This is a genomic window from Pseudomonas sp. PSE1(2024) (genome assembly GCF_050990555.1).
Taxonomy (GTDB): domain Bacteria; phylum Pseudomonadota; class Gammaproteobacteria; order Pseudomonadales; family Pseudomonadaceae; genus Aquipseudomonas; species Aquipseudomonas aphyarum.
This window is the reverse complement of sequence record NZ_CP158967.1, coordinates 428,673-454,762: the sequence shown is the minus strand read 5'-3', so window position 1 is coordinate 454,762 and position 26,090 is coordinate 428,673. Positions and strand designations below refer to the sequence as shown.

The window sequence follows — 26,090 nt, the reverse complement described above, 5'->3', positions numbered from 1 at the left end:
ACGTAATTAGGCCGCGGATTCTACCAGACAATCCCGATCACGCAAGCTGTCGCTGAGACCGACCGTCTGCTAGGCTCCCGGCCCAAACCTCATCCCCGCTGCTTGTTAGCTTCTTATCGAGATCCCGCGTGCCCGACGCCATTCTGCGCCTCGCCCTGCCTTCGCCCCTGCGCCGCCTGTTCGACTATCGGGCCCCGGCCGGCGTGCTGCGTTCGCAGTTGCAACCGGGCATGCGTCTGCGGGTGCCGTTCGGCCGACGGGAGATGATCGGGATTCTGGTGGAAGTCACCGACACCAGCGAAGTGCCGGTGGAAAAGCTCAAACCGGCGCTGGCGCTGCTCGACGCCACAGCACCACTGCCGCCGGCGCTGTTCAAGCTGTGTCTGTGGACGGCGCAGTATTATCAGCACAGCCTCGGCGACACCCTGAGCTGGGCGTTGCCGGTGCTGTTGCGCCAGGGCGAACTGGCCGAGGTTCGGCAGGAACGCTTCTGGTCCGCCGCTCCCGGCGCCAGCCTCGATGACCCGCGCATCGCCCGCGCCCCGCGCCAGCGTGAAGCCCTGGCGACGCTGGCCCAACATCCCCACGGCGTCGCCCATCAGTTGCTGAGCAAACTGATGCTGAGCAAGGACAGCCTCGACCTGCTGCTGGCCAAGGACCTGGTGCAGGTCGAAGTGCGCCGCCACGCCCCCGGCGCGCGCCATGAACACTGGCTGGCCCAGCCCGAGCTGCCGCTCAACAGCGAACAGCGCGCCGCCTACGAGGCGATTCGCGCCGGGTTCGACAGTTATCACGCGTTTCTGTTGGCCGGGGTCACCGGCAGCGGCAAGACCGAAGTCTATTTGCAACTGATCCGCGAAACCCTCGAGGCCGGCAAGCAGGCGCTGGTGCTGATCCCGGAGATCAACCTCGGCCCGCAGACCCTCGCCCGCTTCGAACAACGCTTCAATGCACGCATCGCCCTGCTGCACTCGGCAGTCAACGATCGTGATCGGCTGGATGCCTGGCTCGCTGCCCGCGATGGCGAGGCCGACATTATTATCGGCACCCGTTCGGCGCTGTTCACCCCGATGAAGAATCCGGGGCTGATCATCATCGACGAAGAACACGACGGCTCCTATAAACAGCAGGAAGGCCTGCGCTACCACGCGCGGGATCTGGCGCTGGTGCGCGCGCGGCAGGAAAACATCCCGATCGTGCTCGGCTCCGCGACCCCATCCCTGGAAAGCCTGCACAACGCCTACACCGGCCGTTACGGACTCCTACGCCTGAATGAACGTGCCGGCGGCGCCAAACAGCCACGTTTCCTGCGCTTGGATGTGAAAAGCCGTCCACTGGACAGCGGCATTTCCGGGCCGATGCAGCAAGCCATCGGCCAGACCCTCGCCGCCGGCCAGCAGGTATTGGTGTTCCTCAACCGTCGGGGTTTTGCCCCGACTCTGCTGTGCCACGATTGCGGCTGGATGTCCGAGTGCCAGCGCTGCGATGCGCGGATGACCGTGCACCAGCGCTACGGCGAATTGCGCTGCCACCACTGCGGTTACGTCGAGCGCGTACCGCGCCAGTGCCCGAAGTGCAACAAGGTCGATCTGCGCCCCGTGGGCGCCGGTACCGAGCGGGCCGAGGAACGGCTGGCGATTCTGTTCCCGGACTATCCGGTGCTGCGCGTCGACCGTGACAGCACGTCGCGCAAGGACGCGATGAACCAGCTGTTCGCCACGATCCAGAAAGGCCAGCCGTGCATTCTGGTCGGCACCCAGATGTTGGCCAAGGGGCACCACTTCCCTCGGGTGACGCTGGTATCCATCCTCGATGCCGACGGCGGGCTGTTTTCCGGCGACTTCCGCGCCAGCGAGCGCATGGCGCAGTTGATCGTGCAGGTCGCCGGCCGGGCCGGGCGGGCGGAAGAACCGGGCAAGGTGATCATCCAGACGCATCTGGCCGACCATCCTTTATTGGTGCAACTGACCGAGCAGGGTTACTTCGCCTTCGCCGAACAGGCCCTGAGCGAACGCCGCGCCGCCGGACTGCCGCCGTTTTCCCACCTCGCCCTGCTGCGCGCCGAAGCGCACAAGCCGGGGCAGGCCGAAGGCTTTCTTGATGAGGCGTGCAGCGAGGCCGAGCGCTTGCTGGCCGAACAGAATCTGACCGGCATTGAACTGCTGGGACCGGTGCCGGCGCCAATGGAACGCCGGGCCGGGCGCTTCCGCGCGCAACTGCTGTTGCAAGCCACGGCCCGGGCGCCGCTGCACCGATTGCTGGCGAGCTGGCTGCTGGTGCTGGAGCAGATGCCAAGCGGCCGCGCGGTGCGCTGGTCGCTGGATGTCGATCCCGTCGACTTGTATTGATCTGACGCTCGCCTTCGCGAGCAAGCTCGCTCCCACAGGGAAATGTATTCCAGGGTGGGAGCGAGCCTGCTCGCGAAAGCAGTCTATTTGTCACCACACATCCACATCCTGCCTGCTAAGGTTGGCAAGCCCGTCTTCGCAACGGATAATGCCCAGTTTTTCCACCCGCGCATCGATGCGCCGCCGCGCTTGCGGTCGAAAGAGAAGACCATGAAAGACACCATTCGCCAGCTGATCCAACAAGCCCTCACCCAACTCGTCAACGAAGGTGTGTTGCCTGAAGGCCTGACGCCGGCGATCCAGGTGGAAAACGCCCGGGACAAGACCCACGGCGACTTCGCCAGCAACATCGCGATGATGCTGGCGAAGCCTGCGGGCATGAAACCGCGCGATCTGGCGGAAAAAATCATCGCCGCCCTGCCGGCTGACGAGAACGTCACCAAGGCCGAAATCGCCGGCCCAGGCTTCATCAACTTCTTCCAGAACACTCAGGCGCTGGCCTCGCGCCTCGACGCCGCACTGGCCGACGCTCACGTTGGCGTGCGCAAGGCCGGCCCGGCGCAACGCACCGTGGTCGACCTGTCGGCACCGAACCTGGCCAAAGAGATGCACGTCGGCCATTTGCGCTCGACCATCATCGGCGACGGCGTGGCGCGGGTACTCGAATTCCTCGGCGACACCGTCATCCGTCAGAACCACGTCGGCGACTGGGGCACCCAGTTCGGCATGCTGATGGCGTACCTGCAGGAAAACCCGATCACCAGCGACGAGCTGTCGGACCTGGAAAACTTCTACCGCGCCGCCAAGCAACGCTTCGACGAATCTCCGGAATTCGCCGACCGCGCCCGTGGCCTGGTGGTCAAGTTGCAGGCCGGCGACGCTGAATGCCTGGCGCTGTGGACCAAGTTCAAGGACATCTCGCTGTCGCACTGCCAGAAGATCTACGAACTGCTCAACGTCAAACTGACCATGGCCGACGTGATGGGCGAAAGCGCCTACAACGACGACCTGATCAACGTGGTCAACGACCTGAAAGCCGCCGGCATGCTGGTCGAAAGCAACGGCGCCCAGTGCGTGTTCCTCGACGAATTCAAGAACGCCGAAGGCGAGCCGCTGCCGGTGATCATCGTCAAGGCTGACGGCGGTTACCTGTACGCCACCACCGACCTGGCGGCCGTGCGTTATCGCAGCGGCAAGCTGAAGGCCGACCGTGCGCTGTACTTCGTCGACCAGCGTCAGGCCCTGCACTTCCAGCAAGTGTTCGCCGTCGCGCGCAAGGCCGGCTTCGTGACCCATCCGATGGAAATGGAGCACATGGGCTTCGGCACCATGAACGGCGCCGACGGCCGTCCGTTCAAGACCCGTGATGGCGGCACCGTAAAGCTGATCGACCTGCTGACCGAAGCGCAGGAACGTGCCTACAGCCTGGTGAAGGAAAAGAACCCGACCCTGGCCGAAGACGAACTGCGCGCGATCGCCAAAGTGGTCGGCATCGGCGCGGTGAAGTACGCCGACCTGTCGAAGCACCGCACCAGCGACTACAGCTTCAACTTCGACCTGATGCTCAACTTCGAAGGCAACACCGCGCCATACCTGCTGTACGCCTACACCCGCGTGGCCGGCGTGTTCCGCAAACTGGGCAAGGATTTCAGCGAAGTCGACGGCCAGATCGTCCTCGAGGCCGCGCACGAGCAGGAACTGGCAGCCAAACTGGCACAGTTCGGTGAAGTGCTGAACAACGTTGCGGAAAAGGGCACGCCACACACCCTGTGCACTTACCTGTACGACGTTGCCGGCCTGTTCTCCAGCTTCTACGAGAACTGCCCGATCCTCGCCGCCGACACCCCGGCACAAATGCAAAGCCGTCTGCGCCTTGCCGCGCTGACCGGCCGTACCCTCAAGCAAGGCCTGGAACTGCTCGGCCTGGAAACCCTGGAGCGCATGTAAGTTGGCTGCCAAGAAAAAACCTGCACCCAAGCGTGGCGCCAGCCGTTACCAAGCTCCAGCGAAGCAGCCGATTCCGGGCTGGCTGTGGATGGCCATCGGCCTGACGGTCGGCGCGTTCATCGTGTTTCTGATGAAACTGGAGCCGGGCAAGGGCAGCGACACGGTCAAGCGCGAGAAGATCGAGCAACAGCAACAACAGAAAGCCACCAAGATCGCCGAGGCCAACAAGACCCCGCCGAGCCCGACGCAACCGGTGAAGCCGAAGTACGACTTCTACACCCTGCTGCCGGAATCGGAAGTGATCGTGCCGCCGGACGCCGTGCCGGAGAAAACCCTGCCGACGCCACAGGTGCCGGCGATCCCGACCACGCCGGTGACCCCGGCCGAAGCGGCGAAGATCGACACCGCACGCGCACAGGCTGCACTGGCCGGGATCACCCCGCCGCCAGCGCCGCCGGTGACCAAGGCTGCACCGGTGACCAAGTTCTTCCTGCAGGCCGGTTCGTTCCGCAAAGAGACGGATGCCGACAAGGTGCGCGCGCAGATCATTCTGCTCGGCCAGGCGGTCGCGGTTGAGTCAGGGACGGTCAAGGATGAAACCTGGTACCGCGTACTGGTCGGCCCGTTCAGCAACCGCGAACAACTGACCACCGCCCAGAAACAACTGGCGGGCGCCGGCTTCAGCAACCTGTTGTTACAACAACGCCAGAGCCGCTGATACCTCCCCACCGATCGTTCCCACGCTCTGCGTGGGAATGCAGCCCGGGACGCTCCGCGTCCCTTGCCGCAGGGACGCGGAGCGTCCATTGAGGCATTCCCACGCGGAGCGTGGGAACGATCATGTCGTTCTGCGTGGGAACGATCATGTACAAAGCACCGCTCGTCCCCTCTCCCGCCCCGCAGTTGAAATCCTCTCCACCACCCCCATATGAATGGGCATAAGGCATTTTCGCCCCGCAGTGTGGAGACTCTTCCCTTGACCACCATCGTTTCAGTCCGCCGCCACGGCAAAGTCGTCATGGGCGGCGACGGCCAGGTTTCTCTCGGCAACACCGTGATGAAAGGCAACGCGAAGAAAGTTCGTCGCCTGTACCACGGCGAAGTCATCGCCGGTTTCGCCGGTGCCACAGCCGACGCCTTTACCCTGTTCGAACGTTTCGAAGGCCAGCTTGAAAAGCACCAGGGCCACCTGGTTCGCGCCGCCGTCGAACTCGCCAAAGAATGGCGCACCGACCGTTCCCTGAGCCGCCTCGAAGCGATGCTCGCGGTCGCCAACAAGGACGCATCCCTGATCATCACCGGCAACGGTGACGTGGTCGAACCCGAAGACGGCCTGATCGCCATGGGTTCGGGTGGTGCCTATGCGCAAGCCGCCGCCAGCGCCCTGCTGAAGAAGACCGACCTGTCGGCCCGCGAAATCGTCGAGACCGCTCTCGGCATCGCCGGCGACATCTGTGTATTCACCAACCACACCCAGACCATTGAGGAGCAGGATCTCGCTGAATAAGCCTGACGCGGCCCCTGTGCCACGGCTTGTTTCTGCTTGAGGACCGTCAATTATTATGTCCATGACTCCCCGCGAAATCGTCCACGAACTCAACCGCCACATCATCGGCCAGGACGATGCCAAGCGCGCCGTCGCGATTGCCCTGCGCAACCGCTGGCGCCGCATGCAGCTGCCTGAAGAGCTGCGCGTTGAAGTGACCCCGAAGAACATCCTGATGATCGGCCCGACCGGTGTCGGTAAAACCGAGATCGCCCGTCGCCTGGCCAAACTGGCCAACGCGCCGTTCATCAAGGTCGAAGCGACCAAGTTCACCGAAGTCGGCTACGTCGGCCGTGACGTCGAATCGATCATCCGTGATCTGGCCGATGCCGCGATCAAGATGCTGCGCGAGCAGGAAATGACCCGCGTTCGTCACCGTGCCGAAGACGCCGCCGAGGACCGTATCCTCGACGCCCTGCTGCCACCGGCACGCATGGGCTTCAGCAACGAAGAAGCGCCGACCCAGGATTCCAACACTCGCCAACTGTTCCGCAAGCGCCTGCGCGAAGGTCAGCTGGACGACAAGGAAATCGAGATCGAAGTCGCCGAAATGGCCGGCATCGAGATCGCCACGCCTCCGGGCATGGAAGAAATGACCAACCAGTTGCAGAACCTGTTCGCCAACATGGGCAAGGGCAAGAAGAAGGCCCGCAAGCTCAAGGTCAAGGAAGCGCTGAAGCTGGTACGCGACGAAGAAGCCGGTCGCCTGGTCAATGAAGAAGAGTTGAAGGCCAAGGCTCTGGAAGCGGTCGAGCAGCACGGCATCGTGTTCATCGACGAAATCGACAAGGTCGCCAAGCGCGGCAATGTCGGCGGCGCCGATGTGTCCCGCGAGGGCGTGCAACGTGACCTGCTGCCGCTGATCGAAGGCTGCACCGTCAACACCAAGCTGGGCATGGTCAAGACCGACCACATCCTGTTCATCGCCTCCGGTGCGTTCCACCTGAGCAAGCCGAGCGATCTGGTACCGGAGCTGCAAGGCCGTCTGCCGATCCGCGTCGAACTCAAGGCCCTGAGCCCGCAGGACTTCGAACGCATCCTCAGCGAACCGCATGCCTCGCTCACCGAGCAATACTGCGCACTGCTGAAAACCGAAGGCCTGAACATCCAGTTCCAGCCGGAAGGCATCAAGCGTCTGGCGGAGATCGCCTGGCAGGTCAACGAGAAGACCGAGAACATCGGTGCCCGTCGCCTGCACACACTGCTCGAGCGTCTGCTGGAAGAGGTGTCGTTCAGTGCCGGCGATCTGGCCAGCGCCCACGACGACAAGGCGATCCAGATCGACGCCGAATACGTCAACAGCCACCTGGGCGAATTGGCGCAGAACGAAGACCTGTCCCGTTATATCCTGTAAGCCATACTTACAGTGGTCGTGAAACTGTGGGAGCCATCGGCTCCCACAATTTTTTTCACCTGACGGAACGCCGGCAATGACCCAACTCCCCACCGACATCAAACTGCACAAAGCCTCGAAAACCCTGTCGCTCAAATACGCGTCCGGCGAGGAATACACCCTGCCCGCCGAATTCCTGCGCGTGCATTCCCCCTCCGCCGAGGTCCAGGGCCACGGCAAACCGATCCTGCAATTCGGCAAGCTGAACGTCGGCCTGACCAAGGTAGAACCGGCCGGTCAGTACGCACTGAAACTGACCTTCGATGACGGTCACGACAGCGGCCTGTTCACCTGGGATTATCTGTACGAGCTGGGGCGACGTTATGACGCACTCTGGGCGGATTATCTGGCCGAGCTCAAAGCCGCCGGCAAAACCCGTGACCCGGACCAGTCCGTCGTCAAGCTGATGCTCTAGTCCGCGCCTCGGACTGTTTAGAGGGCATTTTCTAGATTCATCTGTTTGAATGCTCCGCTAAAGCGGCCCGGGATCGGCTGCTTGCGAAAAAAATCAATCTCGGGTAACCAATGGAACTGGCAAGTTCCCTGCAGTGCTCTACGACTGTAAAGCAGCTATGCAGAATCAACGGTCACCCGAGCAGTAGTACCTGGCATTGGCTGTGGAACTGCACAGCAGAAAACCGGGTACTCGTCTCAGGACAATGGAGCGTCGTAGATGAGTAACAAGAATAACGATGATTTGAAGTACCAGGCCTCGGAGAACACCCTGGGGCTGAATCCTGTCGTTGGGCTTCGCGGAAAGGATCTGCTGGCCTCTGCTCGAATGGTGCTGACCCAGGCCATCAAACAACCGATCCATAGTGTCAAACACTTCACCCAGTTCGGCCTTGAGCTGAAGAACGTGCTGTTCGGCAAATCCGACCTGCAACCGGCGGGCGATGACCGTCGCTTCGTCGATCCGGCGTGGAGTCAGAACCCGCTGTACAAACGTTATCTGCAAACCTACCTGGCATGGCGCAAGGAACTCCATGCCTGGATCGACGACAGCAGCCTCTCGCCCAAGGACATCGCGCGCGGCCACTTCGTGATCAACCTGATGACCGAAGCCATGGCGCCGACCAACACGGCGGCCAACCCGGCGGCGGTCAAACGCTTCTTCGAGACCGGCGGCAAAAGCCTGCTCGACGGCCTCTCGCATCTGGCCAAGGATCTGGTGCATAACGGCGGCATGCCGAGCCAGGTCAACATGGGCGCGTTCGAGGTCGGCAAGAGCCTGGGCGTGACCGAAGGCGCAGTGGTGTTTCGCAACGACGTGCTGGAGCTGATCCAGTACAAGCCGATCACCGAGCAAGTGCACGAGCGCCCGCTGCTGGTGGTGCCGCCGCAAATCAACAAGTTCTATGTATTCGACCTGAGCCCGGACAAGAGCCTGGCGCGCTTCTGCCTGCGCAACAATGTGCAGACCTTCATCGTCAGCTGGCGCAACCCGACCAAGGAACAGCGCGAGTGGGGCCTCTCGACCTACATCGAAGCCCTGAAGGAAGCGGTCGACGTGGTCACCGCGATCACCGGCAGCAAGGACGTCAACATGCTTGGCGCCTGCTCCGGCGGCATCACCTGCACCGCCCTGCTCGGTCACTACGCGGCAATCGGCGAGAACAAGGTGAACGCCCTGACCCTGCTGGTCAGCGTGCTCGATACAACGCTGGACAGCGACGTCGCGCTCTTCGTCGACGAGCAGACCCTGGAGACCGCCAAGCGCCATTCGTATCAGGCCGGCGTGCTCGAAGGCAAAGACATGGCCAAGGTCTTCGCCTGGATGCGCCCCAACGATCTGATCTGGAACTACTGGGTCAACAACTACCTGCTCGGCAACGAGCCGCCGGTGTTCGACATCCTGTTCTGGAACAACGATACGACTCGACTGCCGGCCGCGTTCCACGGCGACCTGATCGAGATGTTCAAAAACAACCCACTGATCCGCCCCAATGCACTGGAAGTGTGCGGCACGCCGATCGACCTCAAGCAGGTGACCGCCGACATCTTCTCGCTGGCCGGCACCAACGACCACATCACCCCGTGGAAGTCCTGCTACAAGTCGGCGCAGCTGTTTGGCGGCAAGGTGGAATTCGTGCTGTCCAGCAGCGGGCATATCCAGAGCATTCTGAACCCGCCGGGCAACCCGAAATCGCGCTACATGACCAGCGACGAAATGACCGCCAATGCCGATGACTGGCAGGAAAACTCGACCAAGCACGCCGACTCCTGGTGGCTGTACTGGCAGGCGTGGCAGGCTGCGCGGTCGGGCGAACTGAAAAAGGCGCCGACCAAGCTGGGCAACAAGGCGTATCCGGCAGGCGAAGCTTCACCGGGCACTTACGTACACGAGCGGTAACCGACACACCTCACTCCCTTTCGGGAGTGAGGTGAACACTGAGATTGCGACCCACAGGGCCTTGAAGCATGCCGCACCCGTTCATCTTTCGAACTGTCGAGCTGGATGGCCAGACCATCCGCACGGCGGTCCGCCCCGGCAAGCCTCACTTGACGCCCTTGCTGATATTCAACGGCATCGGCGCCAACCTGGAGCTGGTGTTTCCTTTTGTCGCGGCGCTGGATCCGGACCTGGAGGTGATCGCCTTCGACGTGCCCGGTGTCGGTGGCTCCTCGACGCCGAGCCGACCGTATCGCTTTCCCGGGCTGGCGAAGCTCACCGCGCGGATGCTCGATTACCTCGACTACGGACAGGTCAACGTGATCGGCGTGTCCTGGGGTGGCGCGCTGGCGCAACAGTTCGCCTACGACTATCCCGAGCGCTGCAAGAAGCTGGTGCTGGCGGCGACCGCTGCCGGTGCGGTGATGGTGCCTGGCAAGCCGAAAGTGCTGTGGATGATGGCCAGCCCACGGCGCTACATCCAGCCGTCCCATGTGATCCGCATCGCACCGATGATTTACGGTGGCTCGTTCCGCCGCGACCCGACACTCGCCGCCAGCCATGCGGCCAAGGTGCGTTCGGCGGGCAAGCTCGGCTACTACTGGCAACTGTTCGCGGGCCTGGGCTGGACCAGCATTCACTGGCTGCACAAGATCCACCAGCCGACCCTGGTGCTGGCTGGTGATGACGACCCGCTGATCCCGCTGATCAACATGCGCATGCTCGCTTGGCGAATCCCCAACGCGCAGTTGCACATCATCGACGACGGGCATCTGTTCCTGATTACCCGGGCCGAGGCGGTGGCGCCGATCATCATGAAATTCCTCCAGGAGGAACGTCAGCGTGCGGTGATGCATCCGCACCCGACACCGCTGGGCGGATAACCGTCCCGGCACGGATTTCTGGACAGCGTTTTGCAACGCGTCTGGACAGGTGCGTGGCAGGAGGCCACGCAGGCAGCAACCCGCAACAGCGTCTATGGTGTTCTGGTTCGGTGTGTTTGTTTTTGGCCTGAAGACGAAGGAGTGTTGAGTCATGCGTGACAAACCAGCGACGGGCGTCGTGCCCAGCCCCGCCGTGTTCATCAATGCACAGAGTGCCATGACCGGTCTGCGCGGCCGCGACCTGATCTCGACCTTGCGCAGCGTGGCAGCCCACGGGCTGCGCAATCCGATCCACAGTGCAAAACACGCCTTGAAGCTGGGAGGCGCGCTCGGACGCGTGCTGCTCGGCGAAACCCTCCACCCGACCAATCCGCAGGACAGCCGCTTCGCCGATCCGGCGTGGAGCCTGAACCCGTTCTATCGGCGCAGCCTTCAGGCTTATCTGGCCTGGCAGAAACAGGTCAAGAGCTGGATCGACGAGAGCAGCATGAGCGACGACGACCGCGCCCGCGCGCACTTCGCCTTCACCCTGCTCAACGACGCCGTGGCGCCTTCCAACACGCTGCTCAATCCGCTGGCGGTCAAGGAGCTGTTCAACTCTGGCGGCCACAGTCTGGTGCGCGGTCTCAGCCATCTGATCGACGACCTGCTGCACAACGACGGCCTGCCACGCCAGGTGACCAAACAGGCTTTCGAAGTCGGCAAGACCGTCGCCACCACCACCGGCTCGGTGGTGTTTCGCAACGAAATGCTCGAGCTGATCCAGTACCGGCCGATGAGCGAGAAGCAGTATTCGAAACCGCTGCTGGTCGTGCCGCCGCAAATCAACAAGTACTACATTTTCGACCTCAGCCCGAGCAACAGCTTCGTCCAGTTTGCGCTGAAGAACGGCTTGCAGACCTTCATGATCAGCTGGCGCAACCCGGATGTGCGCCATCGCGAATGGGGCCTGTCGACCTACGTCGAAGCCGTGGAAGAAGCGATGAACATCTGCCGGGCGATCACCGGTGCCCGCGAGGTCAACCTGATGGGTGCCTGCGCCGGCGGGCTGACCATTGCGGCGCTGCAAGGGCATCTGCAGGCCAAGCGGCAGTTGCGGCGGGTGTCCAGCGCCACCTATCTGGTGAGCCTGCTCGACAGTGAAATGAACACCCCGGCCACCCTGTTCGCCGATGAGCAAACGCTCGAAGCGGCCAAGCGGCGCTCCTATCAGAAAGGCGTGCTGGACGGTCGCGACATGGCCAAAGTGTTCGCCTGGATGCGCCCCAACGATCTGATCTGGAGTTATTTCGTCAATAACTACCTGTTGGGCAAGGAGCCGCCGGCGTTCGACATCCTCTACTGGAACAACGACAGCACCCGCCTGCCCGCCGCGTTTCATGGCGACATTCTGGACTTCTTCAAGCACAACCCGCTGACCCATCCGGGTGGCCTGGAAGTGTGCGGCACGCCGATCGATCTGCAGAAGGTCACGGTCGACAGCTTCAGCGTGGCCGGCATGAACGACCACATCACGCCGTGGGACGCGGTGTATCGCTCGACGCTGTTGCTGGGCGGTGAGCGGCGCTTCGTGCTGTCCAACAGCGGCCACGTGCAGAGCATCCTCAACCCGCCGGGCAACCCGAAAGCCAATTACGTCGAGAACGGAAAGCTCAGCGGTGATCCGCGCGCCTGGTACTACGACGCCAAGAAAGTCGACGGCAGCTGGTGGCCGCAATGGCTGGAGTGGGTGCAGCAGCGCTCCGGCACCCTGCACGAAACCCAGATGACCCTCGGCAACGCCAATTATCCACCGATGGAAGCGGCACCCGGCACCTATGTGCGTGTGCGCTGACTGACTCAAGCCCTTTTAAGAAGACTGGATGAAAACAAGCGAACGGATCCTCGAATGTGCCCTGCAGTTGTTCAATGAAAAGGGCGAGCCGAACGTCTCCACCATGGAGGTTGCCAATGAAATGGGGATCAGCCCCGGCAACCTCTACTACCACTTCCACGGCAAGGAACCGCTGATTCTCGGCCTGTTCGAGCGCTTCCAGAACGACCTCGCCCCGCTGCTCGACCCGCCCGCCGATGTCGAACTGGCGCCGGAGGATTACTGGCTGTTCCTGCACCTGATCGTCGAACGTCTGGCGCAGTACCGCTTCCTGTTCCAGGACCTGTCGAACCTGGCCGGACGCCTGCCGAAACTGGCCAAGGGCATTCGCCAGTTCCTCAACGTGCTCAAGCGCACGCTGGCATCATTGCTGGCGCGGCTGAAGGCGTCGGGGCAGTTGGTCAGCGACACCCAGGCGCTGGGGCAACTGGTGGAGCAGATCACCATGACGTTGCTGTTCTCGCTGGACTATCAGCGGATTCTTGATCGCGAAGGGGAAGTGCGGCTGGTGGTGTACCAGATCATGATGCTGGTGGCGCCGCATCTGTTGCCGCCGGTGAAGGTGGCGACGGAGAGGATGGCTTTGCAGTATCTCGAAGATCACGAGTAATCCGACGGCTTTTACCCAAACAAAAACGCCCGACCTTCACAGGCCGGGCGTTTTCTTGAGCCCTGAAAATCAGGACTGACTGGTTGGCGTCGACGGAGTCGATGCAGCAGTCGGAGCAGGCGCCGGGGTTGGAGCCGAGGCGGAGTTCGACGTGCTTGCCAGTGCTTGCGGTGTGGTCACCGGTTTTGGCGCAGCTGGTTTCGGCGCAGCGGCTTTCGGCGCGGCCGGTTTTTTCACTGCCGGTTTCTTCGCCGCAGCCGGTTTGGCGGCAGGCTTGGCAGCGGGTTTGGCGGCAGCGGTTTTCGCTGCTGGCTTGGCCGCAGGTTTGGCAGCTGGTTTTGCTGCCGGCTTGGCGGCGGCCTTGGCGGCAACCGGTTTGGCCGCGGCTTTCGCTGCAGGCTTGGCAGCAGCGGTTTTGGCTGCAGGTTTTGCGGCCGGTTTGGCGGCGGCTTTAGCCAGTGGCTTGGCAGCGGTTTTGGCCGCAGGCTTGGCTGCTGCGGTTTTGGCCGCGACAGGCTGAGCTTTCAGGCCGGTGAGTTTTTCGATCTGCTTGGTCAGGGTATCGACCTTCTTGTGCAGATCCTTCACCTCGTTGCGGCTCGGTACGCCCAGGCGCGAAATCGCACTGTTCAGGCGCTTGTCGAAAGCCCCTTCCAGCTGATCCCAGGTGCCCAGCGCGCGATCTTTCACGCCGCTGATACGCGATTTTGCCGAGCTTGCAGAATCCTTGGCAGCATCGACTTTCTTGCCGACTGCAGCCTTGGTGAGCTTCTCGGCTTTCTCGCCGTCTTTGACCAATGTATCGAAGAGCTTGCTGCCGTCAGTGTCGATCTTCGAGTACACGCCTAAACCAGCCAGCCAGATCTTGCGGGAATAGTCTTCGACTTTTCCGATCCACGAGCTGCCTTCTTTATCGGTGTTCTTTTTACCAGCCATCCCGTTCTCCTTAAGATTTACGCGCGACGCGTTCGAGCAATGCCGTCAGCTCATCGAGCTTAGCAGAGAGTGCCTCAACGTCATGTTTAGACGGAATGCCGATACGATTCAAGGCACTGGCGACACGCGTGTCGAACGCCTTCTCGACCTTGTCGAGCTGAACTTCGACCCGGCCTTTGAAAGAGCTGACTTCGCTCTTGGCTTCATCGATCTCGGCGTTGGCCGCTTCGAGTTTTTCGGTGACGGCTTTTTTGCCTTTCTTTTCAACAGTTTGACCAGCCTTGATCAACTCCTGAAAGTACTCGCTGCCCTCCTGACCGACCTTGGTGTAGGCACCCAGGCCTGCCAGCCAGATCTTGCGGGCATAGGATTTGACGTCGCTCAGAGCGGAAGTCGAAGCGTCGATTTTTTTCTTCAAAATGACTTTGGCCATGGTGCACCTCACGCGCAGAAGGTTTGAGGAACTGCCCTGACGAGTGTCGGGCTCACGCACAAAGTAGGGAGAAAAATTAGAAACGGCACCCTAACAACTGACATAAACAGGTGGGCACACCACAAAACAAATGTGGGAGCGGGCTTGCTCGCGAATGCGGTGTGTCAGTCACGGAAATGTCGGCTGATACAACGTATTCGTCGGATCGCCGCCCGGAGCAAGCTCGCTCCCACAGGGGGATTTCATTTCAGGCAGAAATCAGACCAGCGCTTTATCCAGCGCCTTTTCGATCTCGGCTTTGATCATGCCGCTCATGGCCGACATCATCAGGCCCAGTTCCACGTCGACCCGGATCGAATCCTCGGCCACATGCACCGCGCCCTTCACGCCCGACCGTTTGAGGTTCAGGACATCGCCCGACCACTGCGGCTCCAGGCCATATTGATCGGAGAGTTTCTGCGCCAGTTTGTCGGCTTTCTCGCGGGCTGCTTCCTTGCCCAGGCTGTGGGCACGCTCAACACTGATATGGGCCATTGAATGACTCCTGCTTTTTGAATGGGGCTATGAATGCCTGCAACGAATCTTGACCGCCACTGCGGCAAATCGTCCCGAAGGTTGCCCATCTTACCTTTAGCCATTCCAAGACAAAGCATGGCTTGGGGATTAGAATGTCGCGCATTCTCTTTTGGTGACAGCGATATGACTGATCAGCGCAAAGGCAGCGATGCCGAACCCACCACTCACTTCGGCTTCAAAAACGTTCCGGAAAGCCAGAAAGCGGAAAAAGTCGCTGAGGTGTTCCACTCCGTGGCCGCCAAGTACGACCTGATGAACGACCTTCTGTCGGGCGGCATGCACCGTCTGTGGAAGCGTTTCGCGATCGAACTGTCGGGCGTGCGCGCCGGTAACCGCGTGCTGGACATCGCCGGCGGTACGGGCGACCTGACCAAGAAATTCTCGCACCTGGTCGGCCCGACCGGTCAGGTGGTTCTCGCGGACATCAACGAATCCATGCTCAAGGTCGGTCGTGACCGCCTGCTGGATGTCGGTGTTTCGGGCAACGTCGAGTTCGTTCAGGCCGACGCTGAAAAGCTGCCGTTCCCGGACAACCATTTCGACTGCGTGACCATCGCCTTCGGCCTGCGCAACGTGACGCACAAGGAAGACGCCCTGCGTTCGATGCTGCGCGTACTCAAGCCGGGCGGTCGCCTGCTGGTGCTGGAATTCTCCAAGCCGACCAACGCGCTGATGTCCAAGGCCTACGACGCCTACTCGTTCGCCTTCATGCCGCTGATGGGCAAGCTGATCACCAATGACTCGGAAAGCTATCGCTACCTGGCCGAATCGATCCGCATGCACCCGAATCAGGAAACCCTGAAGTCGATGATGGTCGACGCCGGTTTCGACCGCGTGACCTATCACAACATGACCGCAGGCATCGTCGCCCTGCACCGCGGCATCAAACCCTGATGCTGCTGACCGGGCTGCTCGCCAGCGTCGAACTCGGCCTGAACCGCGTGCTGCGTCTCGACAGCACGGCGCTGCCGCGACTGGCGCATCTGACCGGCAAAGTGATTGCCGTGGATTGCCGCAGCCCGGCGCTGCAACTGTTCATCCTGCCGAGCGACGAAGGCCTGATGCTGGCATCCCACTGGGAAACCGGCGTCGACTGCACCCTGCGCGCCCCGGCCTCGAGCCTGGTGAAACTGGCCCTGAGCAAGGACAAGACGGCGGTGCTGCACGCGCCGGAAGTCGAACTCGACGGTGACAGCGGCGTGCTGCTGGAGCTGGCGGGCGTGCTGCAGGATCTGGAGCTGGACTGGGAGTACGAACTCTCGCGCTGGCTGGGCCCGGTCGCCACGCAACTGGTCGGCGGTCACCTGCGCAGCCGCGCCCGCTGGTATCAACAAGGATTTGCCAGCCTCAACCAGAACCTCGCCGAATACCTGGCCGAAGAATCGCGTACCCTCGTCGGTCAGCGCGAAGCCGAAGCCCGCTTCAGCGAACTGGACCGGATCAAACTCGATCTGGAACGTCTCGAGGCGCGCTTCGAGCGCCTTTCCCGATCCCTCGACCCAAGCGATAACGCATGAAGCTGCTCGCCGTCCGCCGTCTGTTGCGCATCCAGCGCGTCGTGATCCGCTACCGCCTCGATGACCTGCTGTTCGACCTGCCTTTGCCGTGGTTCCTGCTGGCGCTGCGCTACGTCTTGCCGTGGCGCTGGCTCCCGCGCAAGCCGCTGGACCTGAGCCGTGGCGCACGCCTGCGCCTGGCCTTGCAGGACCTGGGGCCGATCTTCATCAAGTTCGGGCAGATCCTTTCGACCCGCCGCGACCTGCTGCCGGAAGACATCGCCGATGAGCTGATGCGGTTGCAGGACCGCGTGCCGCCGTTCGATTCGCAGCTGTCGGTCAAGCTGATCGAAGAGCAACTGGGCAAGAAGATCAGCGAAGTGTTCAGCCGCTTCGACGTCGAACCGCTGGCCTCGGCCTCGGTGGCGCAAGTACACGCCGCGCAACTGAAGACCGGTGAAGAAGTGGTGGTCAAGGTGATCCGCCCGGGCCTGAAGCCGATCATCGCCCAGGATCTGGCGTGGCTGTTCATCCTCGCCCGCGCCGCCGAAAAGGTCTCCGCCGACGCCCGTCTGCTGCACCCGGTGGACGTGGTCAGCGACTACGAAAAAACCATCTACGACGAACTCGATCTGTTGCGCGAGGCGGCCAACGCCAGCCAGTTGAAGCGCAACTTCGAAGGCTCGCCGCTGCTTTACGTGCCGCAAGTCTATTGGGACTGGTGCCGGCCGAAAGTGCTGGTGATGGAGCGCATCTACGGGATTCAGGTGACGGATCTGGCGACCCTCGCCGACCAGCGCACCGACATGAAGATGCTCGCCGAACGCGGCGTGGAGATCTTCTTCACCCAGGTGTTCCGCGACAGTTTCTTCCACGCCGACATGCACCCGGGCAACATTTTCGTCAGCACCGTCAACCCGTGGAGCCCGCAGTACATCGCGATCGACTGCGGCATCGTCGGCAGTCTGACCCCGGAAGACCAGGACTACCTGGCGCGCAACCTGTTCGCCTTCTTCAAGCGCGACTACCGCCGCGTGGCGCAATTGCACATCGATTCGGGCTGGGTACCGGCGGAAACCAAGCTCAACGAATTCGAAGCGGCGATCCGTACCGTGTGCGAGCCGATCTTCGAAAAACCATTAAAAGATATTTCATTTGGCCAGGTGCTGATGCGCCTGTTCCAGACCGCGCGCCGCTTCAACATGGAAGTGCAGCCACAACTCGTATTGCTGCAAAAGACCCTGCTGAACATCGAAGGCCTGGGCCGCCAGCTGTACCCGGACCTCGATCTGTGGAACACCGCACAGCCGTTCCTCGAACGCTGGATGCGCGAGCGCGTCAGCCCGAAAGCCTTGATCGGCAACGTCCAGAGCCAGTTCGAACAACTGCCGCACCTGGCCAACATGGCCCGCGACCTGCTCGAACGCATGTCCCAGCCCCACGCCAACGACCCGCCGCCACCATGGAAAAAACGCAAGGACGACTGGTTCCTGCGCCTGCTCGGCAGCGCCCATCTGGCGGGCGGTACGATCCTCGCCGCCGGGGGCCCGATGCACGAACTGGGGCATTGGCCCGCCGGAATCATGGTGGCAGTCGGCTTGTATCTGGTCGTTCGCCGATAGCCAGTTCCGTGATCGGCTGGCACACTGTTTCAACGCCTGAACCCGACTATTGAAGTGTGGGTTCGCTGTCGGAGTCGAAGATGAAAAACTGGCTGGACGAGATCAAGTGGGACGCCGATGGCCTGGTGCCGGCGATTGCCCAGGATCACAAGACCGGACGCGTATTGATGATGGCCTGGATGAACCGCGAAGCCCTGGAGCTGACCGCGGCGGAAAACCGTGCCATCTATTGGTCACGTTCCCGTGGCAAGCTGTGGCGCAAGGGCGAAGAATCCGGCCACGTACAGACGCTGCATGAAATGCGTCTGGACTGCGACGCCGACGTCATCATCCTGATGGTCGAACAGATCGGCGACATCGCTTGCCATACCGGCCGTCAAAGCTGCTTCTACCGCGTCTTCGAAAACGGCGACTGGAAAACGGTCGACCCGGTCCTGAAAGACCCGCACGCTATTTACTCCGCAGGACACAAACATGAGTGACACCCTGACCCGCCTTGCTCAGGTGCTGGAAGAGCGCAAGGGCGCAGCCGCCGACAGCTCGTATGTCGCCAGCCTGTATCACAAGGGTCTGAACAAGATTCTGGAGAAAGTCGGCGAAGAATCGGTCGAAACGATCATCGCCGCCAAGGACGCCGCCGTCAGCGGCGACTGCAGCGACGTGATCTACGAGACCGCCGACCTGTGGTTCCACAGCATGGTCATGCTCGCCCAGCTGGGGCAGCATCCGCAGGCAGTGCTGGATGAACTGGATCGCCGTTTCGGCCTGTCCGGACACGTCGAGAAAGCCTCGCGCCCGTCCGCCTGAACAACTATTAGAGAGGAACAGCAACATGGGCATTTTTGACTGGAAACACTGGATCGTCATCCTGGTGGTCGTGGTACTGGTGTTCGGTACCAAGAAACTGAAAAACCTCGGCACCGACGTCGGCGAATCGATCAAGGGCTTCCGTAAAGCCATGAACGACGACGAAAAACCGGCCGATCCGACCGTCACGCCTGCGCAGCCGGTTCCACCGGTTCAGCCGCAAGCCACCGCTCAGGCCAACCCGCCGCACACCATCGACGTGCAGGCGCAGAAAGTCGAAGAGCCGATCCGCAAAGACGTGTGAGCACTGACTAATGTTTGGTATCAGCTTCTCTGAACTGCTGCTCGTCGGCCTCGTTGCCCTGCTGGTGCTGGGTCCCGAGCGTCTGCCGGGCGCTGCGCGCACCGCCGGCCTGTGGGTCGGACGGCTGAAGCGCAGCTTCAACGCGATCAAACAGGAAGTTGAGCGTGAAATCGGTGCCGACGAAATCCGTCGGCAACTGCACAACGAGCACATCCTGTCGCTGGAGCAGGAGGCGCGGAAGATTTTCACGCCGGTTCAGCAGGAGCCGACGCCGGTCGAGCACGTGGGTGAGCAGACGATTCACAGCCCTGCAGCTCCAACGCCTGTGGCACCTGCTGTAGCGCCAACCGAACCAGCGCCTGTCGTCGCGCCAGCCCCGGTTGAACACGTAGCTCCAACCGCCGCGCCGACCACACCAGCGCCTCACGACACCACTCTGCCGCCGCGAGCCCCATGAGCGATCTCCCCGAAAACGACCAGCACATGCCGCTGGTTTCGCACCTCACCGAGTTGCGCACCCGCCTGCTGCGTTGCGTGGCGGCGATCTTCATCATCTTCGCCGGGCTGTTTGCCTTCACCCAGCAGATCTACACCTTCGTCTCGACGCCGCTGCGTGAATACCTGCCGGCCGGCGCGACGATGATCGCCACCGACGTGTCGTCGCCGTTCCTGACGCCGCTGAAACTGACGATGATGGTCTCGCTGTTCCTGGCGATTCCGGTGATCCTGCATCAGATCTGGGGCTTCATCGCACCGGGCCTGTACAAGCACGAGAAGCGTGTCGCGGTACCGTTGCTGATCTCCAGCATCCTGCTGTTCTACACCGGCATGGCGTTCGCCTACTTCTTCGTGTTCCCGCTGATCTTCAAATTCTTCGCCTCCGCCACCCCGGCCGGCGTGGAAATGATGACCGACATCACCAGTTACCTCGATTTCGTCATGACGCTGTTTTTCGCCTTCGGCGTGGCGTTCGAAATCCCGGTGGCCGTGGTGCTGCTGGTGTGGATCGGTGTGGTCGACGTCAAATACCTGAAGAAGATCCGTCCGTACGTGATCATCGGCTGCTTCGTGGTCGGCATGATCCTGACCCCGCCGGACATCTTCTCCCAGACCCTGCTGGCCGTGCCGATGTGGATGCTGTTCGAAGTCGGCATCCTGTTCGGCAGTCTGGTCAGCAAGCGCGAGCGCCCGGAAGAAACCGCCGACGACCACAACGACCAGCCGCCAGCGACTCAGCCATGAACCTGCTGCTGCTCGAAGAGGCCGACTTCATCGCGGCCGACCGCGTCGTGCTGCGTGATCGGCGCCTGACTCACATGCAGGAAGTCCACCGCTCGGAAGTCGGCGACAGCCTGCGGGTCGGGCGCATCAACGGGTTGATGGGCTCGGCCGAGCTGCTGCGCCTGGAAGCAGGCGAAGCCGAACTGCGGGTCACCCTCGATCAACCGCCGCCGGCCAAACTGCCGCTGACCCTGGTACTCGCCCTGCCCCGCCCGAAGATGCTGCGCCGGGTGTTCCAGACCGTGGCGACCATGGGCGTGTCGAAGGTGATTCTGGTCAACAGCTACCGGGTCGAGAAAAGCTTCTGGCAGACGCCGTTCCTCGAACCGGAAGCGATCCGCGAACAACTGATCCTCGGCCTCGAACAGGCCCGGGATACGGTGCTGCCGGAAATCATCATCGAGAAGCGCTTCAAGCCGTTCGTCGAAGACCGCCTGCCGGCCATCACCGACGGCACCCTCGGCCTGGTCGGCCATCCGGGCAACTTCCCGCCCTGCCCGCGTGCCCTGAGCGAACCGGTGACCCTGGCCATCGGCCCCGAGGGTGGCTGGATTCCCTACGAAATCGATCTGCTGGCCAAGGCCGGGCTGCAACCGGTGCAGCTTGGCGAGCGAATCCTGCGGGTCGAAACCGCCGTCACCGCGCTGCTCGCCCGGCTGTTCTGAAGTCTTCGCCAGACAAAAGGCGTTACAGATTGCCATCATGCGGCCGATACCCTCCCCATAAGTCCAATTAGTGGTCCGAGGGAGTCGTCGCATGTACCGTTGGTTAGCCGAGAGTCTTGGAAACGTCAGCGTCAAACGTAAGCTTGGAATCGGTTTCGGCCTGGTGCTGCTGCTGACCCTGTTGATCACCTTCACCGGCTGGACCGGCATGAGCGGCATCATCAGCCGGGGCGACAAACTCGGCTTCATCTCCAGCCTCAACGAGCTGACCAAGGACCTGCGCCTGGCGCGCCTGGACTATGAAGCCCGCCGTGGCGAACAGGGCCCCGGTGCGGTCAACGACCTGCTCGGCAAACTCGACGCCGGCCTGCAAAGCGCTCGCGGCATGATCGAGCAACCGTCCGACGTGGCCATGATCGATCAGCAACTGGCGGCGGTTGCCGAGTACAAACGCGCCTTTGGCGACATGACCCAGGCCACCGTGCAGCGTGAAGACGCCCGCAGCAAACTCGGCGCCAGCGCCGATAACGCCGTGGCCAAGGTCAGCGAAGTCGAGAAATCACTGCTGCAAGGCGACAGCGTCGCGCAATTCAACAGCGTGATCGAGCTGAGCAAACTGCTGCAGCAGGCGCGCTATCAGGTGCGCGGCTACACCTACAGCGGCAAGGCCGAAGCCGAACAACCGGCGCTGGATGCCATCGCCGCCGCCCTGAACAATCTGGAAAGCCTGCCGAGCAAACTGCCCGAGCAACACATCGCCAACCTGCAGCAGGCCACCGAATCGCTGAAGGCTTACCGCGCTGCCGTCAGCCAGTTCCGCGACTCCCAGGTGAACAATGCCAAGGCGCTGGCCCGCATGTCGGCCCAGGGTGACATCCTGCTCGATGTCAGCAAGAAACTCACGGTGTCCCAGACCATCGTCCGCGACACCGATGCTGCCAGCGCCAAGAACCAGCTGCTGATCGCCACTCTGCTGGCCGTGGCTTTCGGCCTGCTCGCCGCTTGGGCGATCACCCGCCAGATCATCATTCCGCTGGAGCAAACCCTGAAAGTTGCCGAGCGCGTGGCCGCCGGTGATCTGACCCACAACCTGGTGTCCCTGCGCCGCGACGAACTCGGCCAACTGCAACGCTCGATGCAGAGCATGACTCAAGGCCTGCGCGAATTGATCGGCGGGATCAGCGACGGCGTGACCCAGATCGCCAGCGCCGCCGAAGAACTGTCGGCCGTGACCGAGCAGACCAGCGCCGGCGTGAACAATCAGAAAATCGAGACCGACCAGGTCGCGACCGCCATGAACGAAATGGCCGCCACCGTGCAGGAAGTCGCGCGCAACGCCGAGGAAGCTTCGGAAGCAGCGGTCGCCGCCGACCAGCAGGCCCGTGAAGGCGACAAGGTGGTTGGCGAAGCGATCGCCCAGATCGAACGTCTGGCTGCAGAAGTCGGCCACTCCACCGAGGCCATGGGCGAGCTCAAGCGCGAAAGCGACAAGATCGGCAGCGTGCTTGACGTGATCAAGTCCGTGGCCCAGCAAACCAACCTGCTGGCCCTCAACGCGGCCATCGAGGCCGCTCGTGCCGGTGAAGCCGGTCGCGGCTTTGCGGTGGTTGCCGACGAAGTCCGCAGCCTGGCCCAGCGCACTCAGAAGTCCACGGAAGAGATCGAAGAGCTGATCGTCGGTCTGCAGAACGGCACCCAGCAAGTGGCGACGATCATGGACAACAGCCGCACCCTGACCGACAGCAGCGTCGAGCTGACCCGGCGTGCCGGTGGTTCGCTGGAAAGCATCACCCGCACCGTCTCGGCGATTCAGGCGATGAACCAGCAGATCGCCGCGGCGGCCGAGCAGCAGAGCGCCGTGGCCGAAGAGATCAACCGCAGCGTGCTGAACGTGCGGGATGTCTCGGACCAGACCTCGGCGGCCAGTGAAGAGACGGCGGCCTCCAGCGTCGAGCTGGCGCGTTTGGGCACTCACCTGCAAACGCTGGTGGGCCGGTTCAAGGTGTAAGTGGACGCCCGATCGTTCCCACGCTCCGCGTGGGAATGCATCCTGTGACGCTCCGCGTCACGCTTGCGAAGGGACGCAGAGCGTCCTGGGCGGCATTCCCACGCAGAGCGTGGGAATGATCAGTGATAAAAAAACGCAGCCTGTGGCTGCGTTTTTTTTGCCCTGCGTTTAGAGGACTTGCCGCAGGAACGCCTGGGCTCGCGGATCCTTCGGTGCATCGAAGAACTCTGACGGCGAGGCGTCTTCCAGCAGTTTGCCGTGATCGAAGAACAGTACCCGATCCGCCACTTCCCGGGCGAAGCCCATTTCGTGGGTCACGCAGACCATGGTCATGCCTTCCACGGCCAGGTTCTTCATCACGTCCAGCACCTCGCCGACCATTTCCGGGTCGAGGGCCGAGGTCGGTTCGTCGAACAGCATGACCTTCGGATCCATCGCCAGCGCCCGGGCAATCGCCACGCGCTGCTGCTGACCGCCGGACAGGCGCGATGGATATTCGCGGGCCTTCTGGGCGATGCCGACCTTCTCCAGCAATGCCAGAGCCTTGGCCTCGCTTTCCTTCTGGCCGCGCTTGCGCACGACTTTCTGCGCCAGGCACAGGTTTTCCAGCACGGTCATGTGCGGGAACAGATTGAAATGCTGGAACACCATGCCGACTTCGCGGCGGTAGGCGTTGACGTCGGTTTTCGGGTCGGCCAGTTGCAGGCCGTCGATGCTCACCGAGCCGGAATCGAATTCTTCCAGACCATTGAGGCAACGCAGGAACGTCGACTTGCCGGAACCGGACGGGCCGATCACCACCAGCACTTCACCCTTGGCGACGGACGTGCTGACGTTATCCACCGCGCGCACCACTTGCCCACGGGTGTCGAAGACTTTTACCAGATCGCGGACTTCAATCACTTTGCGCGAGCCTCCGCTCAAGCCGGCTGGCGATTTTCGACAGCGGCAGGTTGATCAACAGGTATAGGCCGGCGACGCAGAACAGGATCTCGAACGGCGAGAACGACGTGGTGATGACTTCACGACCGCTTTTCAGCAGCTCGGTGATGGCGATCACCGACACCAGCGAGGTGTCTTTGACCAGACTGATGAACTGCCCGGCCAACGGTGGCAGCACGCGCTTGAACGCTTGCGGCAGCACCACATGACGCATCGACTGGCCGGCGCTCAGACCCAGCGAACGCGCCGCTTCGTTCTGGCCACGAGCAATCGACTGGACGCCGGAACGGATGATTTCCGCCACGTAGGCGCCGGTGAACAGCGACAGCGCGGCGATCCCGGCGAATTCCCGGGACAGGTTCATCACCGTGCCGATGAAGAAATAGAAAATGAAGATCTGCACCAGCAGCGGCGTGCCGCGCACCAGTTCGACATAAATCGTCGACAGGTCGCGCAGGGTCGGGTTGCTCGACAGCCGGCACAGCCCGGTGGCCAGACCGATCAGCAAGCCCAGCACGCCGGACACCACCGACAGCCAAAGCGTGGTCCACAGGCCCCACAACAGTGGACCTGCCGCCCAATGCCGCGTCACGCCCACGACGTCGCCTTCGGCCACATCGTCGCCCTGAGCGAATTGCAGGCTGTTTTCGTCGACGGTCAGGTGCTGCTCGTCACCGGCATCGTTGCGCAGAGTGACCTGCGCGCTGCCGCCCTTGCGCACCAGTTCGCTGACGGTGGAAATGTCGGTCGCGCGCTGGGTTTCCTCGGCCTGATAGGCGAAGTACTGCGGCACACGATTCCAGCGCCATTCATAGGACATCAGCGACGTGGCGTAATACAGCGCGCCGGCCAGGCCGACCAGCACCAGCACGGTCAGGACGTGCCAGGGCCATTGGGCTTTTTTCTGTTTCATTGAATGTTTCTCTGATTCGCTCGTTCCCACGCTCTGCGTGGGAATGCATCCTGTGACGCTCTGCGTCACGCTTGCGAAGGGACGCGGAGCGTCCCGGGCGGCGTTCCCACGCAGAGCGTGGGAACGATCGGCGAGCGGGTGTTATTCCATGTCCTTGAGCCACTCGGTGCTCTTGAACCACTTGTCATGGATGCGATCGTAGGTGCCGTCTTCGTGGATCTGGTGCAGGAAGTTGTTGATGAAGTTGATGCTGTCGTAGTCACCCTTCTTCAGACCGAAGGCCAGCGGCTCGTAGGTGAACGGCTTGTCGAGGAACACCAGTTTGCCGGCGCCGACCTTGTTCACTGCAACGACGTTGTACGGCGCGTCGTAGATGAAGGCGTCAGCCTTGCCGTTGACCACGTCGAGCACGGCTTCCTGCTCGTTGTCGTAGCCGTGGTACTTGGCCTTGGAGATCAGCTTCTTGGCGACCATCTCGCCGGTGGTGCCCAGCTTGGAGGTGATGCGGTAATCGGCGGTGTTCAGGTCTTTATAGGACTTGATGGTGCCTTCCAGCTCTTTACGGATCAGCAGGGTCTGGCCGACCACGATGAACGGTTCGCTGAAGTTCAGGCGCAGGTTGCGTTCCTGGGTCAGGGTCATGCCACTGCCGATCATGTCGAACTTGTCGGTCATCAACGCCGGGATGATCCCGTCGTAACCGGTGGAGACCAGCTCCAGCTTGACGCCCATGGCCTTGGTCATGGCTTTGAGGATGTCGACTTCGAAACCGATGATTTCGCCGCGCTTGTTGGTCATTTCGAACGGCATGTAGGTCGGATCCATACCGACTTTCAACGAGCCGCGCTTGACCGCGTCATCGATTGCGCCGGCCTGCGCCGCATTGACTGCAACCAGTGCCGTGACGCCGACCAGCAGCATCGACAGATACTTCTTCATCTTCAAGTCCCCAAAACCATTGCGTTTGCGGCGCGAAAACCGACAGAAATGGACAAGATTGTCCGGGTGCGCCAATTCGGGGACGGATGCTAACGCACTCGTCCGTTTGCACAAGGTTTTTTGATCGGTTGGTGCCGGATGGGACGCAGAGCGTCTCGGGCTGCATTCCCACGCA

General features: G+C 62.0%; 26 protein-coding genes. 20 read left to right on the top strand and 6 right to left on the bottom strand.

Going from position 1 to position 26,090, the window contains the following annotated elements; genetic code table 11:
• The first annotated feature begins 128 nt into the window (after nucleotides 1-128).
• The 10 genes from ABTV87_RS02015 (at nucleotide 129) to ABTV87_RS01970 (ending at nucleotide 12,993) form a co-directional block, all read left to right on the top strand.
• Nucleotides 129-2,348 carry a primosomal protein N' gene (locus ABTV87_RS02015; protein ID WP_192563210.1) on the top strand — a complete coding sequence of 740 codons (2,220 nt, stop codon included), beginning with the start codon at nucleotides 129-131 and terminating at the stop codon, nucleotides 2,346-2,348.
• Nucleotides 2,349-2,558: 210 nt separating this feature from the next.
• Entirely contained in the window at nucleotides 2,559-4,295 is a 1,737-nt protein-coding gene (gene argS / locus ABTV87_RS02010) for an arginine--tRNA ligase (RefSeq protein WP_102718298.1), read from the top strand.
• A gap of 1 nt (nucleotide 4,296) precedes the next feature.
• On the top strand, nucleotides 4,297-5,013 hold the full coding sequence (locus ABTV87_RS02005; RefSeq protein ID WP_011332070.1) for an SPOR domain-containing protein: 717 nt from the start codon (nucleotides 4,297-4,299) through the stop codon (nucleotides 5,011-5,013).
• Between the two features lie 258 nt (nucleotides 5,014-5,271).
• Complete coding sequence (gene hslV, locus ABTV87_RS02000) at nucleotides 5,272-5,802, top strand: ATP-dependent protease subunit HslV (RefSeq protein ID WP_003196958.1); 531 nt, start codon at nucleotides 5,272-5,274, stop codon at nucleotides 5,800-5,802.
• Between the two features lie 55 nt (nucleotides 5,803-5,857).
• Nucleotides 5,858-7,195 (top strand): ATP-dependent protease ATPase subunit HslU, encoded by a 1,338-nt coding sequence (gene hslU, locus ABTV87_RS01995; protein WP_007952406.1) that lies wholly within the window; start codon nucleotides 5,858-5,860, stop codon nucleotides 7,193-7,195.
• Nucleotides 7,196-7,271: 76 nt separating this feature from the next.
• Nucleotides 7,272-7,649, top strand: a complete 378-nt coding sequence (locus tag ABTV87_RS01990; protein ID WP_262159084.1) for a DUF971 domain-containing protein — start codon at nucleotides 7,272-7,274, stop codon at nucleotides 7,647-7,649.
• Nucleotides 7,650-7,907: 258 nt separating this feature from the next.
• The gene (gene phaC / locus ABTV87_RS01985; RefSeq protein ID WP_433898920.1) at nucleotides 7,908-9,587 is read left to right on the top strand and encodes a class II poly(R)-hydroxyalkanoic acid synthase; all 1,680 of its coding nucleotides are present in this window, start codon (nucleotides 7,908-7,910) and stop codon (nucleotides 9,585-9,587) included.
• A 68-nt stretch (nucleotides 9,588-9,655) separates the two neighbouring features.
• Nucleotides 9,656-10,510 (top strand): poly(3-hydroxyalkanoate) depolymerase, encoded by an 855-nt coding sequence (gene phaZ / locus ABTV87_RS01980; protein WP_007952412.1) that lies wholly within the window; start codon nucleotides 9,656-9,658, stop codon nucleotides 10,508-10,510.
• A 151-nt stretch (nucleotides 10,511-10,661) separates the two neighbouring features.
• A complete protein-coding gene (gene phaC, locus ABTV87_RS01975; RefSeq protein ID WP_433898919.1) occupies nucleotides 10,662-12,344 on the top strand; it encodes a class II poly(R)-hydroxyalkanoic acid synthase in 1,683 nt (560 codons plus the stop codon).
• Nucleotides 12,345-12,372: 28 nt separating this feature from the next.
• The gene (locus ABTV87_RS01970) at nucleotides 12,373-12,993 is read left to right on the top strand and encodes a TetR/AcrR family transcriptional regulator (RefSeq protein WP_007952414.1); all 621 of its coding nucleotides are present in this window, start codon (nucleotides 12,373-12,375) and stop codon (nucleotides 12,991-12,993) included.
• A 69-nt stretch (nucleotides 12,994-13,062) separates the two neighbouring features.
• Here ABTV87_RS01970 and ABTV87_RS01965 read toward each other — a convergent pair whose 3' ends face one another.
• The 3 genes from ABTV87_RS01965 to ABTV87_RS01955 form a co-directional block, all read right to left on the bottom strand.
• On the bottom strand, nucleotides 13,063-13,929 hold the full coding sequence (locus ABTV87_RS01965) for a phasin family protein (RefSeq protein ID WP_115076253.1): 867 nt from the start codon (nucleotides 13,927-13,929) through the stop codon (nucleotides 13,063-13,065).
• Between the two features lie 10 nt (nucleotides 13,930-13,939).
• Nucleotides 13,940-14,362 carry a phasin family protein gene (locus tag ABTV87_RS01960; RefSeq protein WP_007952416.1) on the bottom strand — a complete coding sequence of 141 codons (423 nt, stop codon included), beginning with the start codon at nucleotides 14,360-14,362 and terminating at the stop codon, nucleotides 13,940-13,942.
• Between the two features lie 258 nt (nucleotides 14,363-14,620).
• Nucleotides 14,621-14,896 (bottom strand): polyhydroxyalkanoic acid system family protein, encoded by a 276-nt coding sequence (locus ABTV87_RS01955; protein ID WP_007952417.1) that lies wholly within the window; start codon nucleotides 14,894-14,896, stop codon nucleotides 14,621-14,623.
• Between the two features lie 165 nt (nucleotides 14,897-15,061).
• Between ABTV87_RS01955 and ubiE the strand changes: the two genes are divergently transcribed.
• From ubiE to ABTV87_RS01905, 10 genes are all read left to right on the top strand, one after another.
• Nucleotides 15,062-15,832, top strand: coding sequence for a bifunctional demethylmenaquinone methyltransferase/2-methoxy-6-polyprenyl-1,4-benzoquinol methylase UbiE (gene ubiE, locus ABTV87_RS01950; RefSeq protein ID WP_007952418.1), 771 nt, complete (start codon nucleotides 15,062-15,064; stop codon nucleotides 15,830-15,832).
• The gene (locus tag ABTV87_RS01945) at nucleotides 15,832-16,455 is read left to right on the top strand and encodes a ubiquinone biosynthesis accessory factor UbiJ (protein WP_007952419.1); all 624 of its coding nucleotides are present in this window, start codon (nucleotides 15,832-15,834) and stop codon (nucleotides 16,453-16,455) included. Before ubiE ends, ABTV87_RS01945 begins: the two co-directional genes overlap by 1 nt.
• Nucleotides 16,452-18,056 carry a ubiquinone biosynthesis regulatory protein kinase UbiB gene (ubiB, locus tag ABTV87_RS01940; protein WP_221533646.1) on the top strand — a complete coding sequence of 535 codons (1,605 nt, stop codon included), beginning with the start codon at nucleotides 16,452-16,454 and terminating at the stop codon, nucleotides 18,054-18,056. Before ABTV87_RS01945 ends, ubiB begins: the two co-directional genes overlap by 4 nt.
• A gap of 80 nt (nucleotides 18,057-18,136) precedes the next feature.
• Nucleotides 18,137-18,538 carry a phosphoribosyl-AMP cyclohydrolase gene (gene hisI / locus ABTV87_RS01935; RefSeq protein ID WP_007909357.1) on the top strand — a complete coding sequence of 134 codons (402 nt, stop codon included), beginning with the start codon at nucleotides 18,137-18,139 and terminating at the stop codon, nucleotides 18,536-18,538.
• Nucleotides 18,531-18,863 (top strand): phosphoribosyl-ATP diphosphatase, encoded by a 333-nt coding sequence (locus ABTV87_RS01930; protein WP_007952422.1) that lies wholly within the window; start codon nucleotides 18,531-18,533, stop codon nucleotides 18,861-18,863. Before hisI ends, ABTV87_RS01930 begins: the two co-directional genes overlap by 8 nt.
• 25 nt (nucleotides 18,864-18,888) lie before the next feature.
• Nucleotides 18,889-19,167: a twin-arginine translocase TatA/TatE family subunit gene (locus ABTV87_RS01925; RefSeq protein WP_007952423.1), complete on the top strand. Its 279-nt coding sequence runs from the start codon at nucleotides 18,889-18,891 to the stop codon at nucleotides 19,165-19,167.
• A gap of 10 nt (nucleotides 19,168-19,177) precedes the next feature.
• Nucleotides 19,178-19,624 carry a Sec-independent protein translocase protein TatB gene (gene tatB / locus ABTV87_RS01920; protein WP_085608403.1) on the top strand — a complete coding sequence of 149 codons (447 nt, stop codon included), beginning with the start codon at nucleotides 19,178-19,180 and terminating at the stop codon, nucleotides 19,622-19,624.
• Nucleotides 19,621-20,409: a twin-arginine translocase subunit TatC gene (tatC, locus tag ABTV87_RS01915; RefSeq protein ID WP_007952425.1), complete on the top strand. Its 789-nt coding sequence runs from the start codon at nucleotides 19,621-19,623 to the stop codon at nucleotides 20,407-20,409. Before tatB ends, tatC begins: the two co-directional genes overlap by 4 nt.
• A complete protein-coding gene (locus ABTV87_RS01910; protein WP_127796664.1) occupies nucleotides 20,406-21,113 on the top strand; it encodes a 16S rRNA (uracil(1498)-N(3))-methyltransferase in 708 nt (235 codons plus the stop codon). Before tatC ends, ABTV87_RS01910 begins: the two co-directional genes overlap by 4 nt.
• Nucleotides 21,114-21,204: 91 nt before the next feature.
• A complete protein-coding gene (locus ABTV87_RS01905) occupies nucleotides 21,205-23,121 on the top strand; it encodes a methyl-accepting chemotaxis protein (RefSeq protein ID WP_085608400.1) in 1,917 nt (638 codons plus the stop codon).
• A 168-nt stretch (nucleotides 23,122-23,289) separates the two neighbouring features.
• On the opposite strand, the gene ABTV87_RS01900 is transcribed toward ABTV87_RS01905, so the two are convergent.
• From ABTV87_RS01900 to ABTV87_RS01890, 3 genes are all read right to left on the bottom strand, one after another.
• Nucleotides 23,290-24,024 (bottom strand): amino acid ABC transporter ATP-binding protein, encoded by a 735-nt coding sequence (locus tag ABTV87_RS01900; RefSeq protein ID WP_085608399.1) that lies wholly within the window; start codon nucleotides 24,022-24,024, stop codon nucleotides 23,290-23,292.
• Nucleotides 24,017-24,976, bottom strand: coding sequence for an amino acid ABC transporter permease (locus ABTV87_RS01895; RefSeq protein ID WP_007952431.1), 960 nt, complete (start codon nucleotides 24,974-24,976; stop codon nucleotides 24,017-24,019). The genes ABTV87_RS01900 and ABTV87_RS01895 overlap by 8 nt, the downstream gene beginning before the upstream one ends.
• A gap of 141 nt (nucleotides 24,977-25,117) precedes the next feature.
• Nucleotides 25,118-25,915: a transporter substrate-binding domain-containing protein gene (locus ABTV87_RS01890; protein WP_039772466.1), complete on the bottom strand. Its 798-nt coding sequence runs from the start codon at nucleotides 25,913-25,915 to the stop codon at nucleotides 25,118-25,120.
• Nucleotides 25,916-26,090: the final 175 nt, after the last annotated feature.